Here is a 20,054-nt window from a genome sequence, read left to right on the forward strand (position 1 = left end):
TCACTGCCACAAGCGGGTTCAGGGACAGGAACTGAACCGGTTCAGCACGATGACCACGCAGGATGACGAGGGAGTCAGACGCCATGAGGACCACCACACGTGCGACGAGGAGCCGCGCCGCAGCGCTGCTCGCAGGAGCTGCCGCCACGGCACTCGTCCTGACCGGCTGCTCGAGCGGCGGCAACGCGGCCGACACCGGCAGCGGGGAGATCAGCGGGTCGATCACGCTGCAGACGTGGGCGCTCACGCCGACGTACACGGGCTACCTGAACGGGGTGATCGCCGACTTCGAGAAGGCCCACCCCGACGCGAAGGTCAAGCTGCAGGACCAGCCGGGCGACGGCTACGCCGACAAGGTGCTCAGCCAGGCGTCGTCGAACTCGCTGCCCGACGTCATCAACCTGCCGCCGGACATCGCCTTGCCGCTCGCGAAGCGTGGGTTCCTGCAGGACGTCGCGAAGGACGACACGAAGCTCGCGAGCACGTACGTCGCCGGCGCGCTCGATTCCTACAAGTACAAGGGCGTCGACGGCACGTTCGGGTACCCCTGGTACCTCAACACCGACGTCGACTACTGGAACGCGACGATGTTCGCGAAGTGCGGCCTCGACGCGAAGAACCCGCCGAAGACCACCGACGAGCTGTTCACGCAGGCGAAGACCATGCACGAGAACTGCCCGACCGACTACCTGATGAGCCGGAAGCCCGGTCTCGGCGACTTCACCCTCGCCGGCGTGAAGGTCCTCAACGCGGACGGCACGAAGTTCACCTTCGCCGACTCGTCGACGGCCGCCGACCTGATCGAGCGCTACAAGGACGCGTACCAGGACGGCTACATGCCCTCGAACGTGCTGAACAGCGACTACCTCGGCAACTCGACGCTGTTCACGCAGCAGAAGGTCGCCTGGACCACGGGCGGCGCGACCTCGCTCGCCGACTTCGAGAAGAACAACCCGTCGCTCAAGGGCAAGGTCACCGTCAGCCCGGCCCTCGACACCCCGCCGCTCTACGTGCAGGGCCTGTCGGTGTCGGCCAAGTCGAAGCACCTCGCCACCGCCGAGGCGTTCGCGGAGTTCATGACGAACGCGGAGAACCAAGAGGCCTTCGCGCACAAGGTCAACATCTTCCCGTCGACCACGTCGTCGCAGTCCGACCCGTACTTCTCGAAGGACGACGGCACCGTCAACGGCGAGGCCCGTGTCCTGGCGAACGAGGCCCTGAAGACCGCGAAGGTCCTCAACCCGGTCGAGGCGAACTCCGCGATGACGGACTTCCTCGACCAGCAGATCGCCCTCGCCATGAAGGGCCAGGTGGCGCCGGAGAAGGCGCTGCAGACCGCCCAGACCAAGATGAACAGCCTGCTGGCCAACGGCTGATGCGCGCCAACCGCTGGTTCACGCCCTGGCTGCTCGTCCTGCCGGCCCTCGTCTGGCTCGTCGCGTTCAGCCTCTGGCCGTCGATCAACACCGTCCGGCTGTCGTTCACGAACGCGAGCCCGCTGGGGGGCGTGAGCCAGTGGGTCGGGCTCGAGAACTTCGAGACCCTGCTCGCCGATCCGCAGGTGTGGGAGGCGCTGCTCAACAGTGTCATCTACATGGCGATCTGCCTGCCCCTGCTGACCGTGCTGCCGCTGCTCATCGCGGTGCTCGTCCAGCAGAAACTCCCCGGGATCGCGTTCTTCCGCACGGCGTTCTACACGCCGGTCATCGCGTCGGCCGTGGTCGTCGGGCTCATCTGGACCTGGATCCTCGACGACCGCGGCGTCATCAACGAGATGGCGCAGGCGCTCGGCGTCGTGCAGGGCAGCGTCCCGTTCCTGACCGACCGGTGGCTGCTGCTCCTCAGCGCGATCAGCCTGACGGTCTGGAAGGGCCTCGGCTACTACATGATCATCTTCCTCGCGGCCCTCGGGAACGTCGGCAAGGACCTGCACGAAGCCGCCGCCCTCGACGGTGCCGGATCGGTGCGCCGGTTCTGGTCGGTCACCATGCCGGGGGTCCGCGGCACCATGACGCTCGTCGGGATCCTGGTGTGCGTCTCCGCGCTCCGGGTGTTCAGCGAGCTCTACATCCTCACCAACGGCACCGGTGGACCCGGCGGGCAGGACAACTCGCTCGTCATGCTCATCCAGCAGTACGCCCGCGGCTTCACCGGCAACCTCGGCTACGCGTCCGCCCTGAGCCTCCTGCTCTTCGTCGTGACGCTGATCCCGATGCTCGCCCTCGCGCGGATGAACAGCAAGGCGGACAAGTGACGAACACGACGACCACCGAACCCGCCCTGGGCGGGGCGCGCGGTGCAGCCAGCCCGACGCCGGACGTGACGGGCGCGACGGACGCGGGACGGGCCTCCCGGCCGAACGGACGAGACGGACGAGACGGACGCAAGCGCCGTCGCGCGGTCTGGGGTGTCATGTCCACCCGCGAGAAGGTCGTGCGCTACGTCCTGCTCATCGTGGTGCTCTTCATCACGATCGGCCCGTTCCTGTGGCAGCTGTCCACCTCGCTCAAGGGTGCCGGCGAGGACATCTACACCGCGAACCCGTCGTTCATCCCGACCGAGCCGACCATCGAGAACTACCTCAAGGTGGCCGCCGCGATCCCGGTGTGGCGCTACATCGGGAACTCGCTGCTCGTCGCCGCGATCGACGTGTTCGGCAACATCGTCTTCGCGACGCTCGCCGGCTTCGCCCTCGCGCGGCTGCAGTGGCGGCACCGCAAGCTCGTGCTCGGACTGTTCCTCGCCACCCTCGTCCTGCCCGGCGAGGCGACGATCATCTCGCAGTTCGTCACCGTCAAGGACCTCGGCCTCGCCGACAACCTGGTCGGCGTCGCCCTACCCGGCATGATCGCCGCACTCAACGTGCTGCTCATGTTCAACGCGTTCCGGCAGATCCCCGAGGAGATCGACCAGGCCGCGGTGATGGACGGTGCGAACGCGATGCAGCGGCTGCGGTACATCTCGTTGCCCGCCGTGCAGGGGACGATCGCCGTCATCGCGATCTTCTCGTTCATCGGGGCGTGGGACGACTTCCTGTGGCCACTCATCGTGCTGCAGTCGCCGGAGAACCTCACCCTGACCGTCGGGTTGCAGTACCTGCAGGGCACGTTCGCGACCGACCAGCGCATGATCGCCGCCGGCACCATGATCGCGTTCATCCCGATCGCCGTGATCTTCGCCGTCCTGCAGCGCTTCTTCTTCAAGGGCGTCGAAGAGGGCGGTGTGAAGGGCTGATGCGCTTCGGGGTCAACTACACGCCCTCGGTCGGCTGGTTCCACTCGTGGCTCGACTTCTCACCGTCGGACACCGCCAGGGACCTCGAGGCGATCGCCTCGCTCGGCGCCGACCACGTGCGGATCTTCCCGCTCTGGCCGGTGGTGCATCCGAACCGCACCCTCATCCGGGCGTCGGCACTGCAGGACGTCGCGACGGTCGTGGACATCGCCGGCTCGTTCGGACTCGACGTCAACGTCGACGCCCTGCAGGGGCACCTGTCGAGCTTCGACTTCGTGCCGTCGTGGCTGGACAGCTGGCACCGTCGGAACATGTTCACCGACCCGGACGTCGTCGCGTCGACCGCGGCGTACGTCCGGGCGCTCGCCGCAGCGGTCGCGGACAAGCCGAACCTGCTCGGCATCACCATCGGCAACGAGGTGAACCAGTTCGCGCACGAGCCGCACCCCGCCCCGCACGACATCACGGCGGACCAGGGGCACGCGTGGGCGGCGGAGATGGTCGCGGCGGCACGGTCCGGGCTCGCGTCCGGTCCGTCCGGTTCGGCAGGTCCGGACGGTTCGTCCGGCCGGGAGGCCCGGCTCGACTCGTCCGCGTCGGCTCCGTCCGGCAGCGGGTCGCGTCCACGGCCGCTGGTCACCGTCGCGCAGTACGACGCGGCCTGGTACGACGACGCGCAGCCGTTCGGACCGGAGCACGCGGCGGACCACGGTGACGCCACCGTCACGCACTCGTGGGTGTTCAACGGCTCGGCGGCCCTGCACGGCGCACTCGGACCGGGATCGGTGCGGCATGGGGAGTACCTGCTCCAGCTCGCCGCCGCGTGGAACCGCGACCCCGCACGGCCGAACTGGCTGCAGGAGGTCGGGGCGCCCACCAACGTCGTCGATCCCGCCGACGCCGCCTCGTTCACCGAGCAGACCATCCGGCACGTGCTCGGGGCGCAGCAGGTGCTCGGTGTCACGTGGTGGTGCTCGCACGACGTCGCCAGGTCGCTCGCCGACTTCCCGGAGCTCGAGTACGACCTCGGGCTCTTCACCAACGACGGCCGGATCAAGCCCGCTGGCGAGGCCTTCGCGGCCGTCGCACGGTCCGGCGCCACCGACACCGCTGCTGCGCCGCCGGCCACGGCGCTCGTGCTCGACGACGTGCTGCCCGACGGCTCGGACCGACACGGGATGCGTGCCGACTGCGCCCCCGGCGGACGGTTCGCCGCCGCCTGGCTCGCGGTCGCGTCGGCGGAACCGGACGGTCGCGGCCCGCAGGTCGTCCTGCGGTCCCGGCTCGGCGACACCGGGATGCTCGCCGCCCGTGGCATCGACCGCTGCGTCGACGTGCCCACCGAGCTCGACTCCACGTCCATCCGCGTCGCGCACCCCGCGACCACGCGCTGACCCGCGCCCACGCCCCGACCCTGGAAGGCTCCATGCACGACGACATCCCCCTCACCACCGGACGGGCCCGCCGGGTCCTCGACGAGCGCATCACGCCGGCGGTGCACGCCACCGCCGTGCCGTTGGAGACCGCCTGGCACGAGCTGCCGGGGGAGCCGATCCCGCCGGCGCAGGGACTCGCGCTCGAGTTCACGCCGTACGAGGTCGGCATGCCCTGGGGTGCGGCCTGGGGGACGACCTGGTTCCGGCTGACCGGGACGGTACCGAGCGAGTGGGCCGGACGCCGGGTGGAAGCCGTCGTCGACCTCGGCTTCGACAAGAACATGCCGGGGTTCCAGTGCGAGGCGCTCGTGTACCTGGCCGACGGCACGCCGGTGAAGTCGATCAACCCGCGCAACCAGTGGGTTCTGCTGACGGAACGGGCCGAGGGCGGCGAGACGATCGAGCTCTTCGTCGAGGCGGCGTCGAACCCGGTCCTGCTCGACTACCACCCCTTCCTCGTCACGCACGAGGGCGACATCCAGACCTCGTCGTCGAAGCGGCTGTACACCTCGCGCCGGATGGACCTCGCCGTGTTCGAGTCCGAGGTGCACGAGCTCGCGCTCGACATCGACGTCCTGCTCGAACTGCAGGCCGAGCTGCCCGAGGGACCGCGACGGATGCGGATCCTGCAAGCCCTCGACGACGCGCTGGACCGGCTCGATCTGCAGCACATCGCAGCGACCGCGGGTGACGCGCGTGCGGCGCTCGCCGAGGTGCTCGCCGCCCCGGCAGAGGCCTCGGCGCACACCATCTCGGCGATCGGCCACGCGCACATCGACTCCGCCTGGCTCTGGCCGGTCCGCGAGACGATCCGCAAGGTCGCCCGCACCACCTCGACGATGACCGAGCTCATCGACCAGACCGACGACTTCCTGTACGGCATGTCGAGCGCCCAGCAGTACGCCTGGATCAAGGAACACCGCCCCGAGGTCTACGCCCGGGTGCAGGCCGCCGTAGAGGCCGGACGGTTCCTGCCGATCGGCGGCATGTGGGTCGAGTCCGACACCGTGATGCCGACCGGCGAGAGCATCGTCCGCCAGTTCTCGCAGGGGCAGCGGTTCTTCGAGCGCGAGTTCGGCATCCGACCCAAGGGCGTCTGGCTGCCGGACAGCTTCGGGTACTCGCCGGCGCTGCCGCAGCTCATGCGCCGTGCGGGCTTCGAGTGGTTCTTCACGCAGAAGATCTCGTGGAACCAGGTCAACAAGTTCCCGCACCACACGTTCCTGTGGGAGGGCATCGACGGCTCACGGGTGTTCTCGCACTTCCCGTCGATGGACACCTACAACTCGCGCCTGTCCGGCAGCGAGGTCGCGAAGGCCTCCCGCCAGTTCCGTGAGAACCGGCTCGCCACCGGGTCGATCGCCCCGGTGGGCTGGGGCGACGGCGGTGGTGGCACCACCCGCGAGATGACCGGGACGGCCGCACGGCTCGCCGACCTCGAGGGCAGCGCGAAGGTCCGCTGGGAGCACCCCGACACGTTCTTCGACCGCGCGAAGGCCGAACTGCCGGACCCGCCGGTGTGGGTGGGGGAGCTGTACCTCGAGCTGCACCGCGCCACCCTGACCAGCCAGCACGGCACCAAGCAGGGCAACCGCCGGTGCGAACAGCTCCTCATCGAGGCCGAGCTCTGGGCCACGACCGCCGCCGCACGCAGCGACTTCGCCTACCCGTACGACGAGCTCGACGCCCTGTGGCAGCAGGTGCTGCTCCAGCAGTTCCACGACATCCTGCCGGGCACCTCGATCGCCTGGGTGCACCGCGAAGCCGAGGCGAAGTACGCCGAGACGGCCGCGGCGCTGACCGCGATCATCGGCCAGGTGCTCTCGGCGCTCGCCGGTACCGGGCAGGCAGCCGTCGTCGTGAACCCGGCCCCGTTCCTCCAGGCCGGCGCACCCGCGCAGGGCGCGGTCCTGGCGACCGACGTGGCGGAACCGACCGCTGTCACGCTGACGGAGCAGGACGGCGGGTACGTGCTGGCGAACGAGCTGGTGCGCGTGACGGTCACCGACCAGGGACTCGTCACGAGCGCCGTCGACCTGGCCAGCGGGCGCGAGGCGATCGCCGCCGGGCAGGCCGCGAACCTGCTGCAGCTGCACCAGGACTTCCCGAACATGTGGGACGCGTGGGACGTCGACCGGTACTACCGGAACCGCGTCGAGGACCTCGTGGCGGTCACTGGGTTGACAGCCTCGGTCGACGACGCCGGTGTCGCCCGGGTCGTCGTGTCGCGGTCCTTCGGTGACTCGACCGTGCGGCAGGAGATCGTCCTCGCACCGGACTCCCGCACGCTCGAGTTCGACCAGACGACCGACTGGCACGAGACCGAGAAGTTCCTCAAGGTCGCGTTCCCGCTCGACGTTCGCGCCGAGCACACCGTCGCCGAGACGCAGTTCGGGGCGCAGAAGCGGGTGACGCACACGAACACCTCGTGGGAGGCCGCGAAGTTCGAGACGTCGATGCACCGCTACGTGCTGGTGTCCGAACCGGGCTTCGGCGTCGCGCTCGTGAACGACTCGATCCACGGGTTCGACACCACCCGCGACGCCGTTGACGGGCACGTCACCACCACCGTGCGGCTGTCGCTGCTGCGCGCACCGCGGTTCCCCGACCCCGAGACGGACCAGGGCGTGCAGACGCACCGGTACGGCATCGTCATCGGGACGGACCCGCTCGGAGCCACCGCGGCCGGCGTCCGGATGAACGCCGGCGCGCGGACCGTCACCGGGACGCACGGGTTCGCGCCGCTCGTGCGGGTGTCCGGCGGGGTCGTGCTGTCGAGCGTCAAGCTCGCCGACGACCGCTCCGGCGACCTGGTCGTGCGGGTGTACGAGCCGGTGGGGCGGCGGGGGACCGGGGGGATCGCGGTCGACGGGCCCTTCGGACCGGCTGCCGAGGTCACCCTGCTCGAAGAGCCGTTGACCGACACGGATGCGTCGTCGTTCGCCGTCGACGCGTACGAGGTGCGGACCTTCCGGTTCCCGCGCGTCTGAGACCCCGGTCGGCGACCGCCGGCCGGTTCACCACTCGAAGGGGAGTGTCATGAAGAAGTCCATGAAGTTCGGGATCGTGGCGGCAATCGCCGCGATGGTGGCGGCGCCACTGGTGCCGTCAGCCGCGACCGCAGCACCGACCGCTGCTGCAGCCGCCGCCGGCACTGCCGCCGCGACGAAGTCGGGGCCGACGAGCATCGCCTACGTCGAGGTCAACAACGACCAGCTCGCGAACGTCGGCCGCTACACGCTGTCCGGCGGTGCGAACGCCTTCGACGTCGCGATCATCTTCGCGGCGAACATCAACTGGAACGGCTCCAAGGCAGTTCTGGTCAACAACGACAAGGTGCAGGCGACCCTCGACAACGCTGCCACGCAGATCAAGCCGCTGCAGGCGAAGGGCATCAAGGTGTCGCTGTCGGTCCTCGGCAACCACCAGGGTGCGGGCATCGCCAACTTCCCGACCCAGGCCGCGGCGTCGGACTTCGCGTCCCAGATCGCCGCCACCGTGTCGAAGTACGGACTCGACGGCGTCGACCTCGACGACGAGTACTCCGACTACGGCGCGAACGGCACCCCGCAGCCGAACCAGCAGTCGATCGGCTGGCTCATCACCGCGCTGCGTGCCCAGATGCCCGGCAAGCTCATCTCGTTCTACGACATCGGCCCGGCCTCGTCCTCGCTGTCGTCGTCGAGCAGCACCGTCGGCTCGAAGCTCGACTACGCCTGGAACCCCTACTACGGCACGTACTCGGCGCCGTCGATCCCGGGACTCGACAAGTCCAGGTTGTCCGCTGCCGCGGTGGACATCCAGAACACCTCGCAGTCGACGGCGGTGTCGCTCGCGCAGCGCACGAAGGCGGACGGGTACGGCGTCTTCATGACGTACAACCTGCCGGGAGGTGACAAGTCCGCCTATGTCTCCGCCCTGACGCAGAAGCTCTACGGGCAGGCCGCGTCGTACCGCTGACCCTTCCGTCCTGACGGCTGCTCGCGCCCCGTGCTCCCCGGTTCCGGCCTGGAGGCACGGGGCGCGTCCGTCGTCCACGTCCCGCTGGCTCCGGGGAGGCACCAGTTCCTCCTTGCGCTTGACGGTTCCGGTTCGCAGATCCCGGTGATCGTGAACCGGAACCGTCATGGACCGAGATCGAAGCCCGGTCCGGCGCGCTCGACGGCGCGGCCGTACGATCGCGACATGGAGCTCGAGTTCCGCGGTGAGGTGATCGAGTGGCGCGGCCCGGCGCCCTTCTTCTTCGCCGTCGTGCCGCCGGACGCCGCCGAGGTCATCGCCGACCTCGCGCCGATGCTCACCTACGGGTGGGGTGTGATCCCCGCCCGGGTGACGATCGGCCCGGTGACCTGGACGACCTCGTTGTTCCCGAAGGACGGCGGGTACCTCGTGCCGCTCCGGGCGGCCGAGCGCAAGCGTGCCCGGGTCGTACTGGGGGACGCCCCGCAGATCACGCTCGAGCTCGGCGGCCCCTGACCTGCGACCACCCCGGCGATCCCGTCAGGAGGGCGGGTCGTCCGAGGGCGCCGGAGTCCGTGGCGTCGCCGGACCGGCCCGCCGGAGGCGCTCGACCCGATCGCTGAGGTAGGAGATCATCAGCGCCGTCGCGGTCCCGACGATCGCGACACCGCCGACCATCAGGAGGACCGCGTACAGGCGCCCGAGGTCGGTCACCGGGTAGGTGTCGCCGTACCCGACGGTCGCGATGGTCACGGCAGCCCACCACAGCGCCGTGCCGAGGCTCGTGATCGTGGCACCGGGCGCATTCCGTTCCGTCTGGAGCGTGGCGAGTGCGATGAAGTACACGAAGAGTGCTCCGTACGCGGCGGCTGAGAGCAGGACCCGCATGCGGACCGCGTCGCCGGCATCGCGCAGTGCGATCCGGTCGAACAAGCGGATGGCTCGGAGGGCGCGGAACAACGGCAACGCGATCGCGAGGACGTCGGCCGGGTGGTGCACGAGGAACTCGAGCCGCTCCCCTCGCGGCGACAGCACCGCCCGGACGGCGACGTCGGCAGCGAACACGACCACGGTCGCGACGAGGAAGGCCTCCATCGCAGCGCTGAGTGGGCCGTGCGTGGTCGGGGACAGGACGACGACGGAGTAGTCGACGATGAAGACGAGGCTGATCACCGCCATCGGGAAACCGGTCGCACGCTCCCACCGAGTGCGTGCCGACGTCGACTGGCTGCGGCCTGCCCCGGGTGTCCGGCCGACGGGCGTCACCATGCGGTCGCCGACTTCCGGTCCGGGCTCGCTGGTCCGGCACCGCTGGGCACCGCGATCATCTCCGGCGCCCTCGAGACGACGAGCCACGCGGGCAGGATCGCGACGCAGAGCACGGCGAGCACGGGGACGTTGCCGGTCACGGCGACGCCGATGAAGAGCGCGATCCATCCGTCGCGTGCGACGGCGAGCACGACGCCGACGACACCGCTGGCGATCGCGACGGTGAGCGGGATGGACGGCCAGATGGTCTGTGCGAGCAGGCCGAGGGTCGTCCCGATGAAGACGGCGGGGAAGATCCGACCGCCGCGGAAGCCACTCGCGGCGGCGATGAGCAGGGCACCGCACTTCACCGCGAGGATCGTCACGAGCGCAGCGGCGTCGAGCCGCTCGTGTTCACTGACGAGTTCGCGTACTTCGTCGGCACCGTTGAACAGGGTCACCGGACCGCCGATCACCCCGAGCAGTCCGAGCGCGACGCCACCGAGCGTGACCGCGAGGACGGGTCCGGGCAGGTGGTGGACGGCTCGGTGCAGCAGCGGGAAGAGTGCGGCGAGACTGACACCGAGTCCGGCCCCGGCCGTCGTGATGCCGGCCGCGCTCCACAGGTCGGCGAGCGCGGGCGATGCGTAGTCGGGAAGCGGCACCGCGAACTGCGGATGCGCGATGAGCGTCATGGTCACGGCAGCGGTCCCCGCCGCGACCAGCGGGAGGAAGAGCCGGTCCCAGAGCGCCGTCCGTCCGACCGCGGCGCTCGCCGGTCCGGTGAAGACCAGAGCTGCCGCGACGGGCGTCCCGAACAGCGCGCCGATCGTCGCCGCCGCAGCGAGCTCGACGACGAGGGCCCGCGGGACGAGCGCACGCACGCGGTTGGTCGCGGACACGAGGACCCCGGTGGTCACGGCGATCACGGGGTTCTCCGGACCCAGGCTGACGCCGCCCCCGAGGCCGAGGACGGTGGCCAGCGCGAGCGAGGGCAGGGAGCGCGCCGGGAGCGGGTCCGCGATGAGTTCGGTCGTCGCTGAGTCTCGCCCGCCGTGCCCGGGGACGTAGCGCAGCACCAGGCCGACCAGCAGTCCGGTGGCGGCGAGCACGCCGAAGATCCACCACCCGGCGGTGGCGTCGACCCCGATCAGGTCGGGGACCACCTGCCAGGCCAACAGCTCGAGCGCCGATCCGACTGCCTCGAGGACGAAGAGGACGGCTGCCGCGACGACTCCGATCACCAACGCGGGGAGTGCCAGGACCAGGAGCCGCCGCACGGGAACGGGTTCCGGCAGCGCCGCGGGGCTGTCCGGTTCGTCAGGGCCGCGGTCCTTCGTCATCGACGGCCCCGAGGACTCATCGGGACCCAGCAGTGTCCGCGGTCGGTGCGGCTGGTGTGGCCGCTGCGACCGGAGCCGTGGTCCGTCCAGCTGACTCGTTCACTCCGAGGGCCGCGACCGCCCCGACGACCACGACGGCAGGCAGCAACCAGAGCGCCTGCTGGTAGTCGGCGAGCACGGGCTCCGCGGGCAGGAACGCGCTCGGGATGGAGGTGAGGAGACCGCCGATGATGAAGCAGACCCCGTTGACGATCGCGGACGCGCTGCCGATGAGGGACCCCGGCACGGCCTCGGCAGCGATCGTGAACCCCAGCATGTGCGCGCCGGCGAAGAACCCGATGGCGAACATGAGCACGAGTGCGGCACCGTTGCCCACCTGCGGGAAGTAGATCACGAGGACGATCGCGACCGCTTGGAGCAGGAGCCCGGTGAACGCCGGCCACTTCCGGCTGCGCCACCGGTCGGACACGACGTTCACCATCGGGGCGCCGACGGCCAGGCCGAGCCACGCGAGCGCGGTCAGGATCGTCGCGAAGTCCGTTGCAGCGCCGCGCGCCTCCATGATCCGGGGCCCCCAGAGCACCCCGACGGCCAGCATCGCTCCGAAGGACGTGCCGGCGAGGACGGACGCGAGGTCGACCTGCACACTGGCGAACGACCGGCCGAGGTCACGGAAGATCTGGCGCACCACGCCGGGCTCGCCGACGGAGCTCCGGACGTCGTCGTCCGTGCTGGCCGCTGGCGCTGGCGCCGGCGCCGGGTTCCGGACGAACACCACGAACAGCACCGCGAGGAGCACCCCGAAGGCACCGAAGGCGACGAGGAGCTCCTGCCAGTCCATCTGCCCGAGCACCGCGAGGATGAGCGGTTGGCCGACGGCTGAGCCGAGCGACGCGAACGTCTGGACGAGACCGAACATCAGCCCGTACTTGGCTGCGTCGAACCACTTGCCACCGAGGTAGCCGGCGCCGACGAACCCGAACGACGATCCGATCGCGAGCACGGTCTGCGCGATCGCGAGGGTCGCGAAGTTCGTCGTCCCGGCGTAGAGGAAGGCGCCGACGGCGACGAGGGCAACGGCGATCGCCATCAGCGGACGGCTGCCGAACCGGTCCAGGAGCGCTCCGGAGAAGAACTGCACGACCGCGAACGCCCAGGTGTAGATCGACGCGGCGAGGCCGATCTCGGCGATCGTGAGGTGCGCAGACTGCTGGATGTCCGGCGAGACGACGGCGTAACCGGTCTGGATCGCGAAGAGCCACACGACGAAGACCGTCGCGAGCACCCAGACGAGCCACGCCTCGGGGCCGCCGATCGTCCGGTGCCCCTCGAACCACCGGTGCGAACCGTGCGCGTAGGCAGTGTGACCAGATGACATCGTTCCTTCCCCTATCGTTCGTCGTTCGTGTGTGTGGTCGGAGTGGGGCCGTCGTCGCGACGGTGCGCCAGCCGTCCGGCGATGTAGGTGGCGGCGACGGCTCGGTCGTCCGCCATCACCGAGAGCACGAAGAGCTGTTCGTCCAGCGAGTCGACGGTCTGGCGTCGGAAGCGGAGCAGATCGGTCGCCTGCGTGTCCAGGACGACGAGGTCGGCGTCCTTCCCGACCTCGACGGACCCGATGCGGTCCTCCAGGCCGAGTGCCTCGGCGCCCCCGAGCGTCGCGAGGTAGAACATCTTCACGGCGTCCAGCGGGTACTGGGTCATCTGCGCGACCTTGTAGGCCTCGTTCATCGTGCTCAGCAGGGAGAAGCTGGTGCCGGCGCCGATGTCCGTGCCGAGCCCCACCTTCATCGGGTGCGGCCCCGACTTCGCCTGGTGGATGTGGAACAGCCCGCTGCCGAGGAACAGGTTCGACGTCGGGCAGTGCGAGATCGCGGTGCCGCTCTCGGCACACCGCAGACGCTCCGCGGCAGTGAGGTGCACCCCGTGCGCGAGTACCGTGCCCGCGCCGAGCAGTCCCGCGTGGTCGTACACGTCGAGGTACCCGGACCGGTCGGGGAAGAGCGACCGTACCCAGGCGATCTCGCCGAGGTTCTCGGAGATGTGCGTCTGCACGAGGGTGGTGGGGAACTCACGGTGCAGCGTGGCGGCGGCGTCGAGCTGGGCCTCGGTGCTCGTCGGCGCGAAGCGCGGCGTGATCGCGTACTGGCTGCGACCGACTCCGTGCCAGCGCTCGATGAGCGCCTTCGACTCCTCGTACCCGCGCTCGGCGGTGTCCAGGAGTCCCGTCGGTGCGTTCCGGTCCATCAGGACCTTGCCGCCGACCATGAGCATGTTCCGTCGTGCGGCCTCCGCGAAGAACGCGTCGACCGACGCCGGGTACACCGCGCAGAACGTCAACGCGGTGGTCGTGCCGTTCGCCAGGAGTTGGTCGAAGAACACGCGGGCGACGTGCTCTGCGTGCGCAGGGTCGGAGAAGCGCTGCTCCTCGATGAACGTGTACTCGTTGAGCCAGTCGATCAGCTGCGCGCCGAACGCTGCGATGATGCCGGTCTGCACGTAGTGCACGTGCGTGTCCACGAAGCCCGCGCTGATGATCGCTCCGGGGTAGTGGTCGACGACCGCGTCGGCGGGGAGCGTCCGGCCGAGGTCGGCGAACGAACCGACCGCAGCGATGCGGCCGTCCTCGACGACGACGAGGCCGTCCTCGAACTCGACCAGGACCTCGTCGTCACGGTGGCGGAACGGGTCCCCGACCACGGTGACGACGTGGCCGCGGACAGCGGTCGGTGCTGGATCGTTCATGCGAGCGTCTCCTTCTGACGATCGGTCCGCGGGGTGCGGAGGAACAGCGCCCCGATCGCCGCGATGGCGATCAACGCGGGCATGGGCCAGAGCGCTGCCTTGTAGTCCTGGAGCGACGGCGCATCCGGGAGCAGGGTCCCGGGGAACCCGAGGAGCACCCCGCCGAGCACGAAGCAGACTCCGTTGACGATGGCTGCGGCAGTCCCGATGAGGTGCCGGTCGACGGCCTCGCTGGCGATGGTGAACCCGAGCATCTGCACGCCGGAGAACAGTCCGACCGCGAACATGAGGACGATCGCCGCACCGGAACCCGGCGACGGCAGGGCGATCACCAGGGCGACCGCGATCCCCTGGAGCAGGAGCGCACCGACCGCCGGGCCTCGTCGGCTGCGCCAGCGATCCGACACGACGTTCACGATCGGTGCGCCGACGGCCAGGCCGAGCCACGCCACGGCGGTCAGCACCGTCGCGAACGCGGTGGAGAACCCGCGGGACTCCATCATCCGGGGACCCCACAGTGTCCCGATGGCGAGCATGGTCCCGAACGACGCTCCGGCGATCAGCGACGAGATCAGCACCTGCCGGCTCCGGAAACACCGCGCGAGCGCGCCGGACACCGTGATCGTCTCGTGCTCCACGCGATCGTCGGACGTCGCGTGCGGGGGAGTTCCGTCCGGCCGGTTCCGGACGAACGCGGCGAACAGGACCACGAGCAGGACACCGAACGCCGCGAACCCGACGATGAGCTGCTGCCACGTGAGCGCGTGCAGCGCCACGAGCACGAGCGGTTGTCCGACGGCCGACCCGAGCGACGCCAGTGCCTGCACCAAGCCGAACATGAGCCCGTAGCGCGCGGCATCGAACCACGAGCCGCCGATGTAGCCGGCGCCGACGAACCCGAACGACGCGCCCAGGGCGAGCACGACCTGCGCGATCGCCAGCGTCGCGAACCCGGTGGTGCCGGCGTACAGGAAAGCGCCGACCGTCACCAGTGCGACTGCTGCCGTGAGGATCGGCCAGCTGCCGAACCGGTCGAGGAGCGTGCCCGAGAAGAACTGCGCGACTGCGAAGACCCACGTGTAGGTCGACCCCGCGAGACCGATCTGCGCCACGGTGAGGTGCGCACTCGTCTGGATCTCCGGCGAGATCACGGCGTACGCGGTCTGGATGGCGAAGATCCACACGACGAAGACGCTCGCCAGGAGCCAGACGAGCCACGCGTGCCGGCCGTTGCGCGGAGCCGTTGCCGCAGCGGGCCGCGGACCACGGAGCGACGGCCTCGACGTCTCCATCACGGTTCCTCCCTGTGGGCGACCCACCCGGCCGGTCGCTGGCGCACGGTACGGCGACGGAACGACCACCGGCGTCACCCCGACCGGGTGAAGTGCCGCAGCGGAGCGTCGACCTACGGTGGGCCGATCGACGGGAGCACTCCATGGACACCACGCCACTCATCTCCGAGCACGGCCTCATCGGCGACCTCCAGACCGCGGCGCTCGTCTCGACCGACGGCAGCATCGACTGGCTGTGCCTGCCGCGCTTCGACTCGCCGGCGGTGTTCACCGCGCTCGTCGACCCGGTCCGCGGTGGCTTCTGCCGGATCCGTCCCACCACGGAGACCTACACGAGCAAGCAGCTCTACCTCCCCGACACCGCCGTCCTGGTCACGCGCTTCATGACGGAGCGCGGTGTGGCGGAGATCATCGACTTCATGCCGGTGACGGACGACGTCGACTCGTCCCCGCGGCATCGACTGGTCCGGATCGTGCACGTGGTCCGAGGTGAAATGGAGCTCCAGTTCGACCTCCGTCCCGCGTTCGACTACGGCCGTGCCGTGCACACCGTCGAGCGGACGGAGCACGGCGCCGCCTTCCGCGCCGGTGACGAGCAGCTCACCGTGCACCTCGCCGGCACACTCACCGACCAGCTCCGCGTCGACGCCGTGGAAGGCGATGCCGGAGGTCCTGCCCTGCACGGCAGGGGAACGCTGCGCGTCGGTGACGTCGGCGGCGGCATGCTCGAGTACGGCGCCGCCGCCGAACCCCGGCGCTTCTCACCGGAGGAGGGCAGCGCGCTCTTCGACGAGACGATCCGTTTCTGGCGAGGGTGGCTGCAGCGGTCCACCTACCGCGGTCGGTGGCGCGAGCAGATGAACCGCTCGGCGATCACGTTGAAGCTCCTCACCTACCGTCCGACCGGCGCACTCGTCGCTGCGCCGACCGCGGGACTGCCGGAGCAGATCGGCGGTGAGCGGAACTGGGACTACCGCTTCACGTGGATCCGCGACGCCTCGTTCTCGGTCGCTGCGCTCCTCGGCATGGGGTTCATCGACGAGGCGCGCTCCTACATCGAGTGGCTCGCTGACCGCATGCGCGAACAGGTCGGAACCGACTCCGGTCCCCTGAAGATCATGTACCGCGTCGACGGCTCGTCGGACCTCGTCGAGGAGGAGCTCCCGCACCTCGACGGGTACGCCGCATCGCGTCCGGTCCGGATCGGGAACGGGGCATCCGACCAGCTGCAGCTCGACGTGTACGGCGAGGCGCTCGATGCGATCTTCGCGGCGGACCGACACGGCGTCCAGATCGGTCACGCGACGTGGACCGACCTGACCGCGGTGCTCGACTGGCTCGCAGCGCACTGGGACGAGCCGGACGAAGGCGTGTGGGAGACCCGCGGCGGCCGGAAGGACTTCACCTACGGTCGCATCAACTCGTGGGCGGCGTTCGACCGCGGGATCCGGCTCGCCCGCGCACACGGCCGACCGGGCGACGTGGAACGGTGGACGGCCGAGCGCGACCGGATCTACGAGCAGGTGATGCGTCGTGGCTGGAACGAGGAGCGCGGCGCGTTCGTCCAGCACTTCGACACCGACGTCGTCGACGCGGCCGTGCTCCGGATGGCCGCCGTCGGCATGATCGCGTCCGACGATCCCCTCTGGGCCTCGACGCTCGTCGCGATCGAGGACGGCCTGGTGTCCGACAGTCTCGTGTACCGGTACGACCCGGCCGCCTCCCCGGACGGGCTGCGTGGCGCTGAAGGGACCTTCTCGCTGTGCACCTTCTGGTACGTGGAGTCACTCGCTCGAGCGGGACGGCTCGACGAGGCGCGACTCATGTTCGAGAAGATGCTCACCTACGCGAACCACGTCGGCCTCTACTCCGAGGAGATCGGTCTGACCGGCGAGCAGCTCGGCAACTTCCCGCAGGCGTTCACGCACCTCGCGCTCATCAACGCCGGCCTCGCGCTCGACGCTGAGCTCGACGCGGGTCGGCACGGACGTGGACGGCACTGACGTGGACGGCACTGACGTGGACGGCACGGACGTGGACGGCACGGACGAAGGTGCGCGGGTGCTCCTGCCGGTCGGCACTGTGTTCACGCCTGACGACATCGTGTTCCACGCGGGCAAGGGGACCCGGTCGCTCGAGGAGGCGATCGCCGGTGCCGACGTGCTCGTCAGCTGTCCGCACGCGGGCGCGGCGATCCCGGCGGAACTCGACCGGTTCCTCGCGCCGCAGTTCACCAGACGGCTGCAGTACGACTTCACCGACGTGTCGACCAGCGCGGTCGTCCGGCGGTGGGCGGCGATCGACCCGCGGATCGTGGCGGTCGAGAACCCGCACCCGCGGATGATCCGCGACCCGAACCGCGCACGTCCGGCCGACCTCGCCGCTGACCTGCGCTCAGCGTTCGAGCGGGTGCGCGCGGCAGGGCCGGGGCGACGCGTCGACCTCAGCGGCGTCGACGCGATCCGACCGGTGACGTTCTCGTTCTTCCCGCTGCTCCAACCGCCGACGGACGCCGCTGCCCTCGAGGAGCTGGCCGAGACGTTCGAAGCGGTCGCGGAGCACGGGCTCGGCGTCTACGAACGGACCCGCGACGACCTGCTCGAGCGGTTCGTGGAGTCGGCGTTCGTGACGCGCCGATCGATCGTGACGCTCTCCTTCCACGACACGATGAACCACACGACGCGCCTCGACGGCGCCATCGACGTCGACCGGGACCCGGCGGATCGACTGCCCGCGGTCGTCGCGCTGTCGAACCGCGGTGACGCCGCCGGCGAGCCCCGGGGCGACCAGCCCGTCACGATGGGCCCGTCGAGGCTCCGAGCCCTGGCCGCCGCACACCGGACCGGGTTCCGGGCACCTGACGACGCGGTCACCCTCAACCAGCCCTACCTCGGCAGCCAGGAGATCATCCGGGCCGGACGGCGGTTCCGCGAGCTCGCGCCGGAGGCGTCGCGGCGCGGGGTGACGCTCGACGCGGTGCAGGCAGAGTTCCTCCGCGAGTTCCTGCTGGGACCGGCGAACACCGACGTGCTCAGCCGACCCGGTACCGGGTGGATCGAGCCGGACCCGGCACGGGTGGACGAACTCGCCCGTGCCTGCCGCGACGCGTGGGACGAGTACCGCGCGGCCGTCGCCGGCTGACCCGGACGCGCTGCCGTCCGCCGGCACGGGCTCAGCCCCAGAGGACGCCGAACAGTGCGCCGAACGCGATCGTCGTGACCGCGAGGACGAGGGTCGGCACGAAGAACGAGTGGTCGACGAGCTTCGTCCCGAGCTTCGTGCTGCCCGTCGCGTCGAAGTTCGCCGCCGCGATCTGCGACCCGTTCGTCGGCAGGAGGTAGATCCCGGCGAACGCACCCGCCCACATCCCGCTGAGCAGCCCGAGGGGGATCCCCGCGGCGAGCCCGATCGGCACGATGGTCCGCGTCGCCGTCGACTGGCTCGTCGTCAACACGCAGACGAGGAAGACGCCCAGCGCGAAGATCCACGGCGCCGCCGACACGAGTCCGCCGATCGAGTCGGAGATCTGTTCCGTGTAGTGGGCGAGGAACGTGTCGGTCAGCCACGCGAGCCCGAACAGCGCGACGGCCGAGACCATGCCGGCCCGGAACACGGTGGTCGTCGGGACCTCGCTCACCTTCGGACGGCTGATCAGGAGGATGAGCGTCCCCACGACGAACATCACGATCTCGATGATCGGCGTCATGCCCACCGGGACACCGTCCGCGTCGAGCGGGCGGATACCGGTGAACAGCCCGAACGCGACGATGGCGAACACTCCGAGGAAGAACACGATCGCGGCGTTCCGTCCACGCGCGGTCACCGTGACCTCGGCCTGCTTGACGGATCCGCTCGCGTCGGGCGCGGGGAGCGTGCCCGCCGCGATCCGCGCCTGGATGGCCGGATCGTCGGCGATGTCCTTGCCGAGGCGGCGGACGACGAACGACGACACCACGATCCCGACCACGGCTGCCGGGATGGTCACCTTGAGGATGTCGACGAGCTCGAAACCGTACGGTTGCACCTCGGTGAGGGTGACCATCGCCGCCATGGCGGCCGACACGGGGCTGCAGGCGAGGGCGACGCCGGTGGCGACCACCGACAACGACAACGGGCGCGACGGACGGATGCCGTTCCGGTAGGACAGGTCCTGGATGACGGGGAGCAGCGGGTACAGGATGTTCGACGTCCCGGCGCCGACGGAGAACAGGAACGCGACGAGCGGCGCGATGAGCGTGATCTGCTTCGGGTGACTCGAGATGATCTTCGCTGCGACGGACACCATCCAGTCGATGCCGCCCGACACCTGCATCACGCTCGACGCGACGACGACCGAGATGACGATGAGGAGCGCGTCGACGGGCGGTGAACCCGGCGGGAGACGGAACACGAACACGAGGATCGCGACGCCGACACCGCCCCAGAGCCCGAGCGCGACGCCGGAGAACCGGGTCCCCATGACGATGCAGCCGAGCACGACCAACAACTCGACGATGAACAGTACGACGTCCATGGCGGACCCCTCGCCGTCCGCCGGGCCCCTGATGGCACCGGCGTGATGCGCAGAGCATAAGTCGGAAGCGCCGACTCCGGACGGGGATCGGCCCGGAGCCGGACCCGGGGACGGCAACATCACCCGGATCGGATGACGGGGAGCGATGGAGGGAGGAACGAGAGAGGGGATGACGGGAATCGAACCCGCGTGGCCAGTTTGGAAGACTGGGGCTCTACCATTGAGCTACATCCCCGCGCCTGCGCACCAGGCGCAGCCAGACCATCGTAGCGGACGAACGAGT

The 20,054-nt window shown here is 69.9% G+C and carries 15 protein-coding genes and 1 tRNA gene; 9 read left to right on the forward strand and 7 right to left on the reverse strand.

Annotation, left to right across the window (positions count from 1 at the left end; all coding sequences use genetic code 11):
- Positions 1-83: 83 nt before the first annotated feature.
- From EDF33_RS07590 to EDF33_RS07620, 7 genes are all read left to right on the forward strand, one after another.
- Positions 84-1,376, forward strand: coding sequence for a sugar ABC transporter substrate-binding protein (locus EDF33_RS07590; protein WP_132099651.1), 1,293 nt, complete (start codon positions 84-86; stop codon positions 1,374-1,376).
- Positions 1,376-2,254 (forward strand): sugar ABC transporter permease, encoded by an 879-nt coding sequence (locus EDF33_RS07595; protein ID WP_131878500.1) that lies wholly within the window; start codon positions 1,376-1,378, stop codon positions 2,252-2,254. Before EDF33_RS07590 ends, EDF33_RS07595 begins: the two co-directional genes overlap by 1 nt.
- On the forward strand, positions 2,251-3,234 hold the full coding sequence (locus EDF33_RS07600) for a carbohydrate ABC transporter permease (protein WP_207906643.1): 984 nt from the start codon (positions 2,251-2,253) through the stop codon (positions 3,232-3,234). The genes EDF33_RS07595 and EDF33_RS07600 overlap by 4 nt, the downstream gene beginning before the upstream one ends.
- On the forward strand, positions 3,234-4,628 hold the full coding sequence (locus tag EDF33_RS07605) for a cellulase family glycosylhydrolase (protein WP_132099652.1): 1,395 nt from the start codon (positions 3,234-3,236) through the stop codon (positions 4,626-4,628). Before EDF33_RS07600 ends, EDF33_RS07605 begins: the two co-directional genes overlap by 1 nt.
- 32 nt (positions 4,629-4,660) lie before the next feature.
- Positions 4,661-7,660 (forward strand): glycoside hydrolase family 38 C-terminal domain-containing protein, encoded by a 3,000-nt coding sequence (locus EDF33_RS07610; protein ID WP_132099653.1) that lies wholly within the window; start codon positions 4,661-4,663, stop codon positions 7,658-7,660.
- 49 nt (positions 7,661-7,709) lie between these two features.
- Positions 7,710-8,630 carry an endo-beta-N-acetylglucosaminidase H gene (locus EDF33_RS07615; protein WP_131878506.1) on the forward strand — a complete coding sequence of 307 codons (921 nt, stop codon included), beginning with the start codon at positions 7,710-7,712 and terminating at the stop codon, positions 8,628-8,630.
- Positions 8,631-8,855: 225 nt separating this feature from the next.
- Complete coding sequence (locus tag EDF33_RS07620; RefSeq protein ID WP_131878508.1) at positions 8,856-9,146, forward strand: DUF1905 domain-containing protein; 291 nt, start codon at positions 8,856-8,858, stop codon at positions 9,144-9,146.
- Positions 9,147-9,170: 24 nt separating this feature from the next.
- On the opposite strand, the gene EDF33_RS07625 is transcribed toward EDF33_RS07620, so the two are convergent.
- The 5 genes from EDF33_RS07625 to EDF33_RS07645 form a co-directional block, all read right to left on the reverse strand.
- Positions 9,171-9,809 (reverse strand): potassium channel family protein, encoded by a 639-nt coding sequence (locus EDF33_RS07625; RefSeq protein ID WP_165918738.1) that lies wholly within the window; start codon positions 9,807-9,809, stop codon positions 9,171-9,173.
- Between the two features lie 83 nt (positions 9,810-9,892).
- A complete protein-coding gene (locus EDF33_RS07630) occupies positions 9,893-11,221 on the reverse strand; it encodes an ion channel protein (RefSeq protein WP_132099654.1) in 1,329 nt (442 codons plus the stop codon).
- Between the two features lie 16 nt (positions 11,222-11,237).
- Positions 11,238-12,599 carry an MFS transporter gene (locus tag EDF33_RS07635; RefSeq protein WP_131878514.1) on the reverse strand — a complete coding sequence of 454 codons (1,362 nt, stop codon included), beginning with the start codon at positions 12,597-12,599 and terminating at the stop codon, positions 11,238-11,240.
- An 11-nt stretch (positions 12,600-12,610) separates the two neighbouring features.
- Positions 12,611-13,966 (reverse strand): guanine deaminase, encoded by a 1,356-nt coding sequence (gene guaD / locus EDF33_RS07640; RefSeq protein WP_131878516.1) that lies wholly within the window; start codon positions 13,964-13,966, stop codon positions 12,611-12,613.
- Entirely contained in the window at positions 13,963-15,258 is a 1,296-nt protein-coding gene (locus EDF33_RS07645; RefSeq protein ID WP_132099655.1) for an MFS transporter, read from the reverse strand. Before EDF33_RS07645 ends, guaD begins: the two co-directional genes overlap by 4 nt.
- 143 nt (positions 15,259-15,401) lie before the next feature.
- Here EDF33_RS07645 and EDF33_RS07650 point away from each other — a divergent pair, with 143 nt between their 5' ends.
- Positions 15,402-17,261 carry a glycoside hydrolase family 15 protein gene (locus EDF33_RS07650; protein WP_132099656.1) on the forward strand — a complete coding sequence of 620 codons (1,860 nt, stop codon included), beginning with the start codon at positions 15,402-15,404 and terminating at the stop codon, positions 17,259-17,261.
- A gap of 1 nt (position 17,262) precedes the next feature.
- Positions 17,263-18,399, forward strand: a complete 1,137-nt coding sequence (locus tag EDF33_RS07655; RefSeq protein ID WP_243692385.1) for an N-formylglutamate amidohydrolase — start codon at positions 17,263-17,265, stop codon at positions 18,397-18,399.
- Between the two features lie 31 nt (positions 18,400-18,430).
- Here EDF33_RS07655 and EDF33_RS07660 read toward each other — a convergent pair whose 3' ends face one another.
- Both EDF33_RS07660 and EDF33_RS07665 read right to left on the reverse strand, forming a co-directional pair.
- Positions 18,431-19,771 (reverse strand): anaerobic C4-dicarboxylate transporter family protein, encoded by a 1,341-nt coding sequence (locus EDF33_RS07660; RefSeq protein WP_132099657.1) that lies wholly within the window; start codon positions 19,769-19,771, stop codon positions 18,431-18,433.
- A 164-nt stretch (positions 19,772-19,935) separates the two neighbouring features.
- Positions 19,936-20,006 (reverse strand) — tRNA-Gly (locus tag EDF33_RS07665).
- Positions 20,007-20,054 lie beyond the last annotated feature (48 nt).

Origin of the sequence: Curtobacterium sp. PhB146, assembly GCF_004342995.1 — a bacterium.
In the GTDB taxonomy this organism is placed as follows: domain Bacteria; phylum Actinomycetota; class Actinomycetes; order Actinomycetales; family Microbacteriaceae; genus Curtobacterium.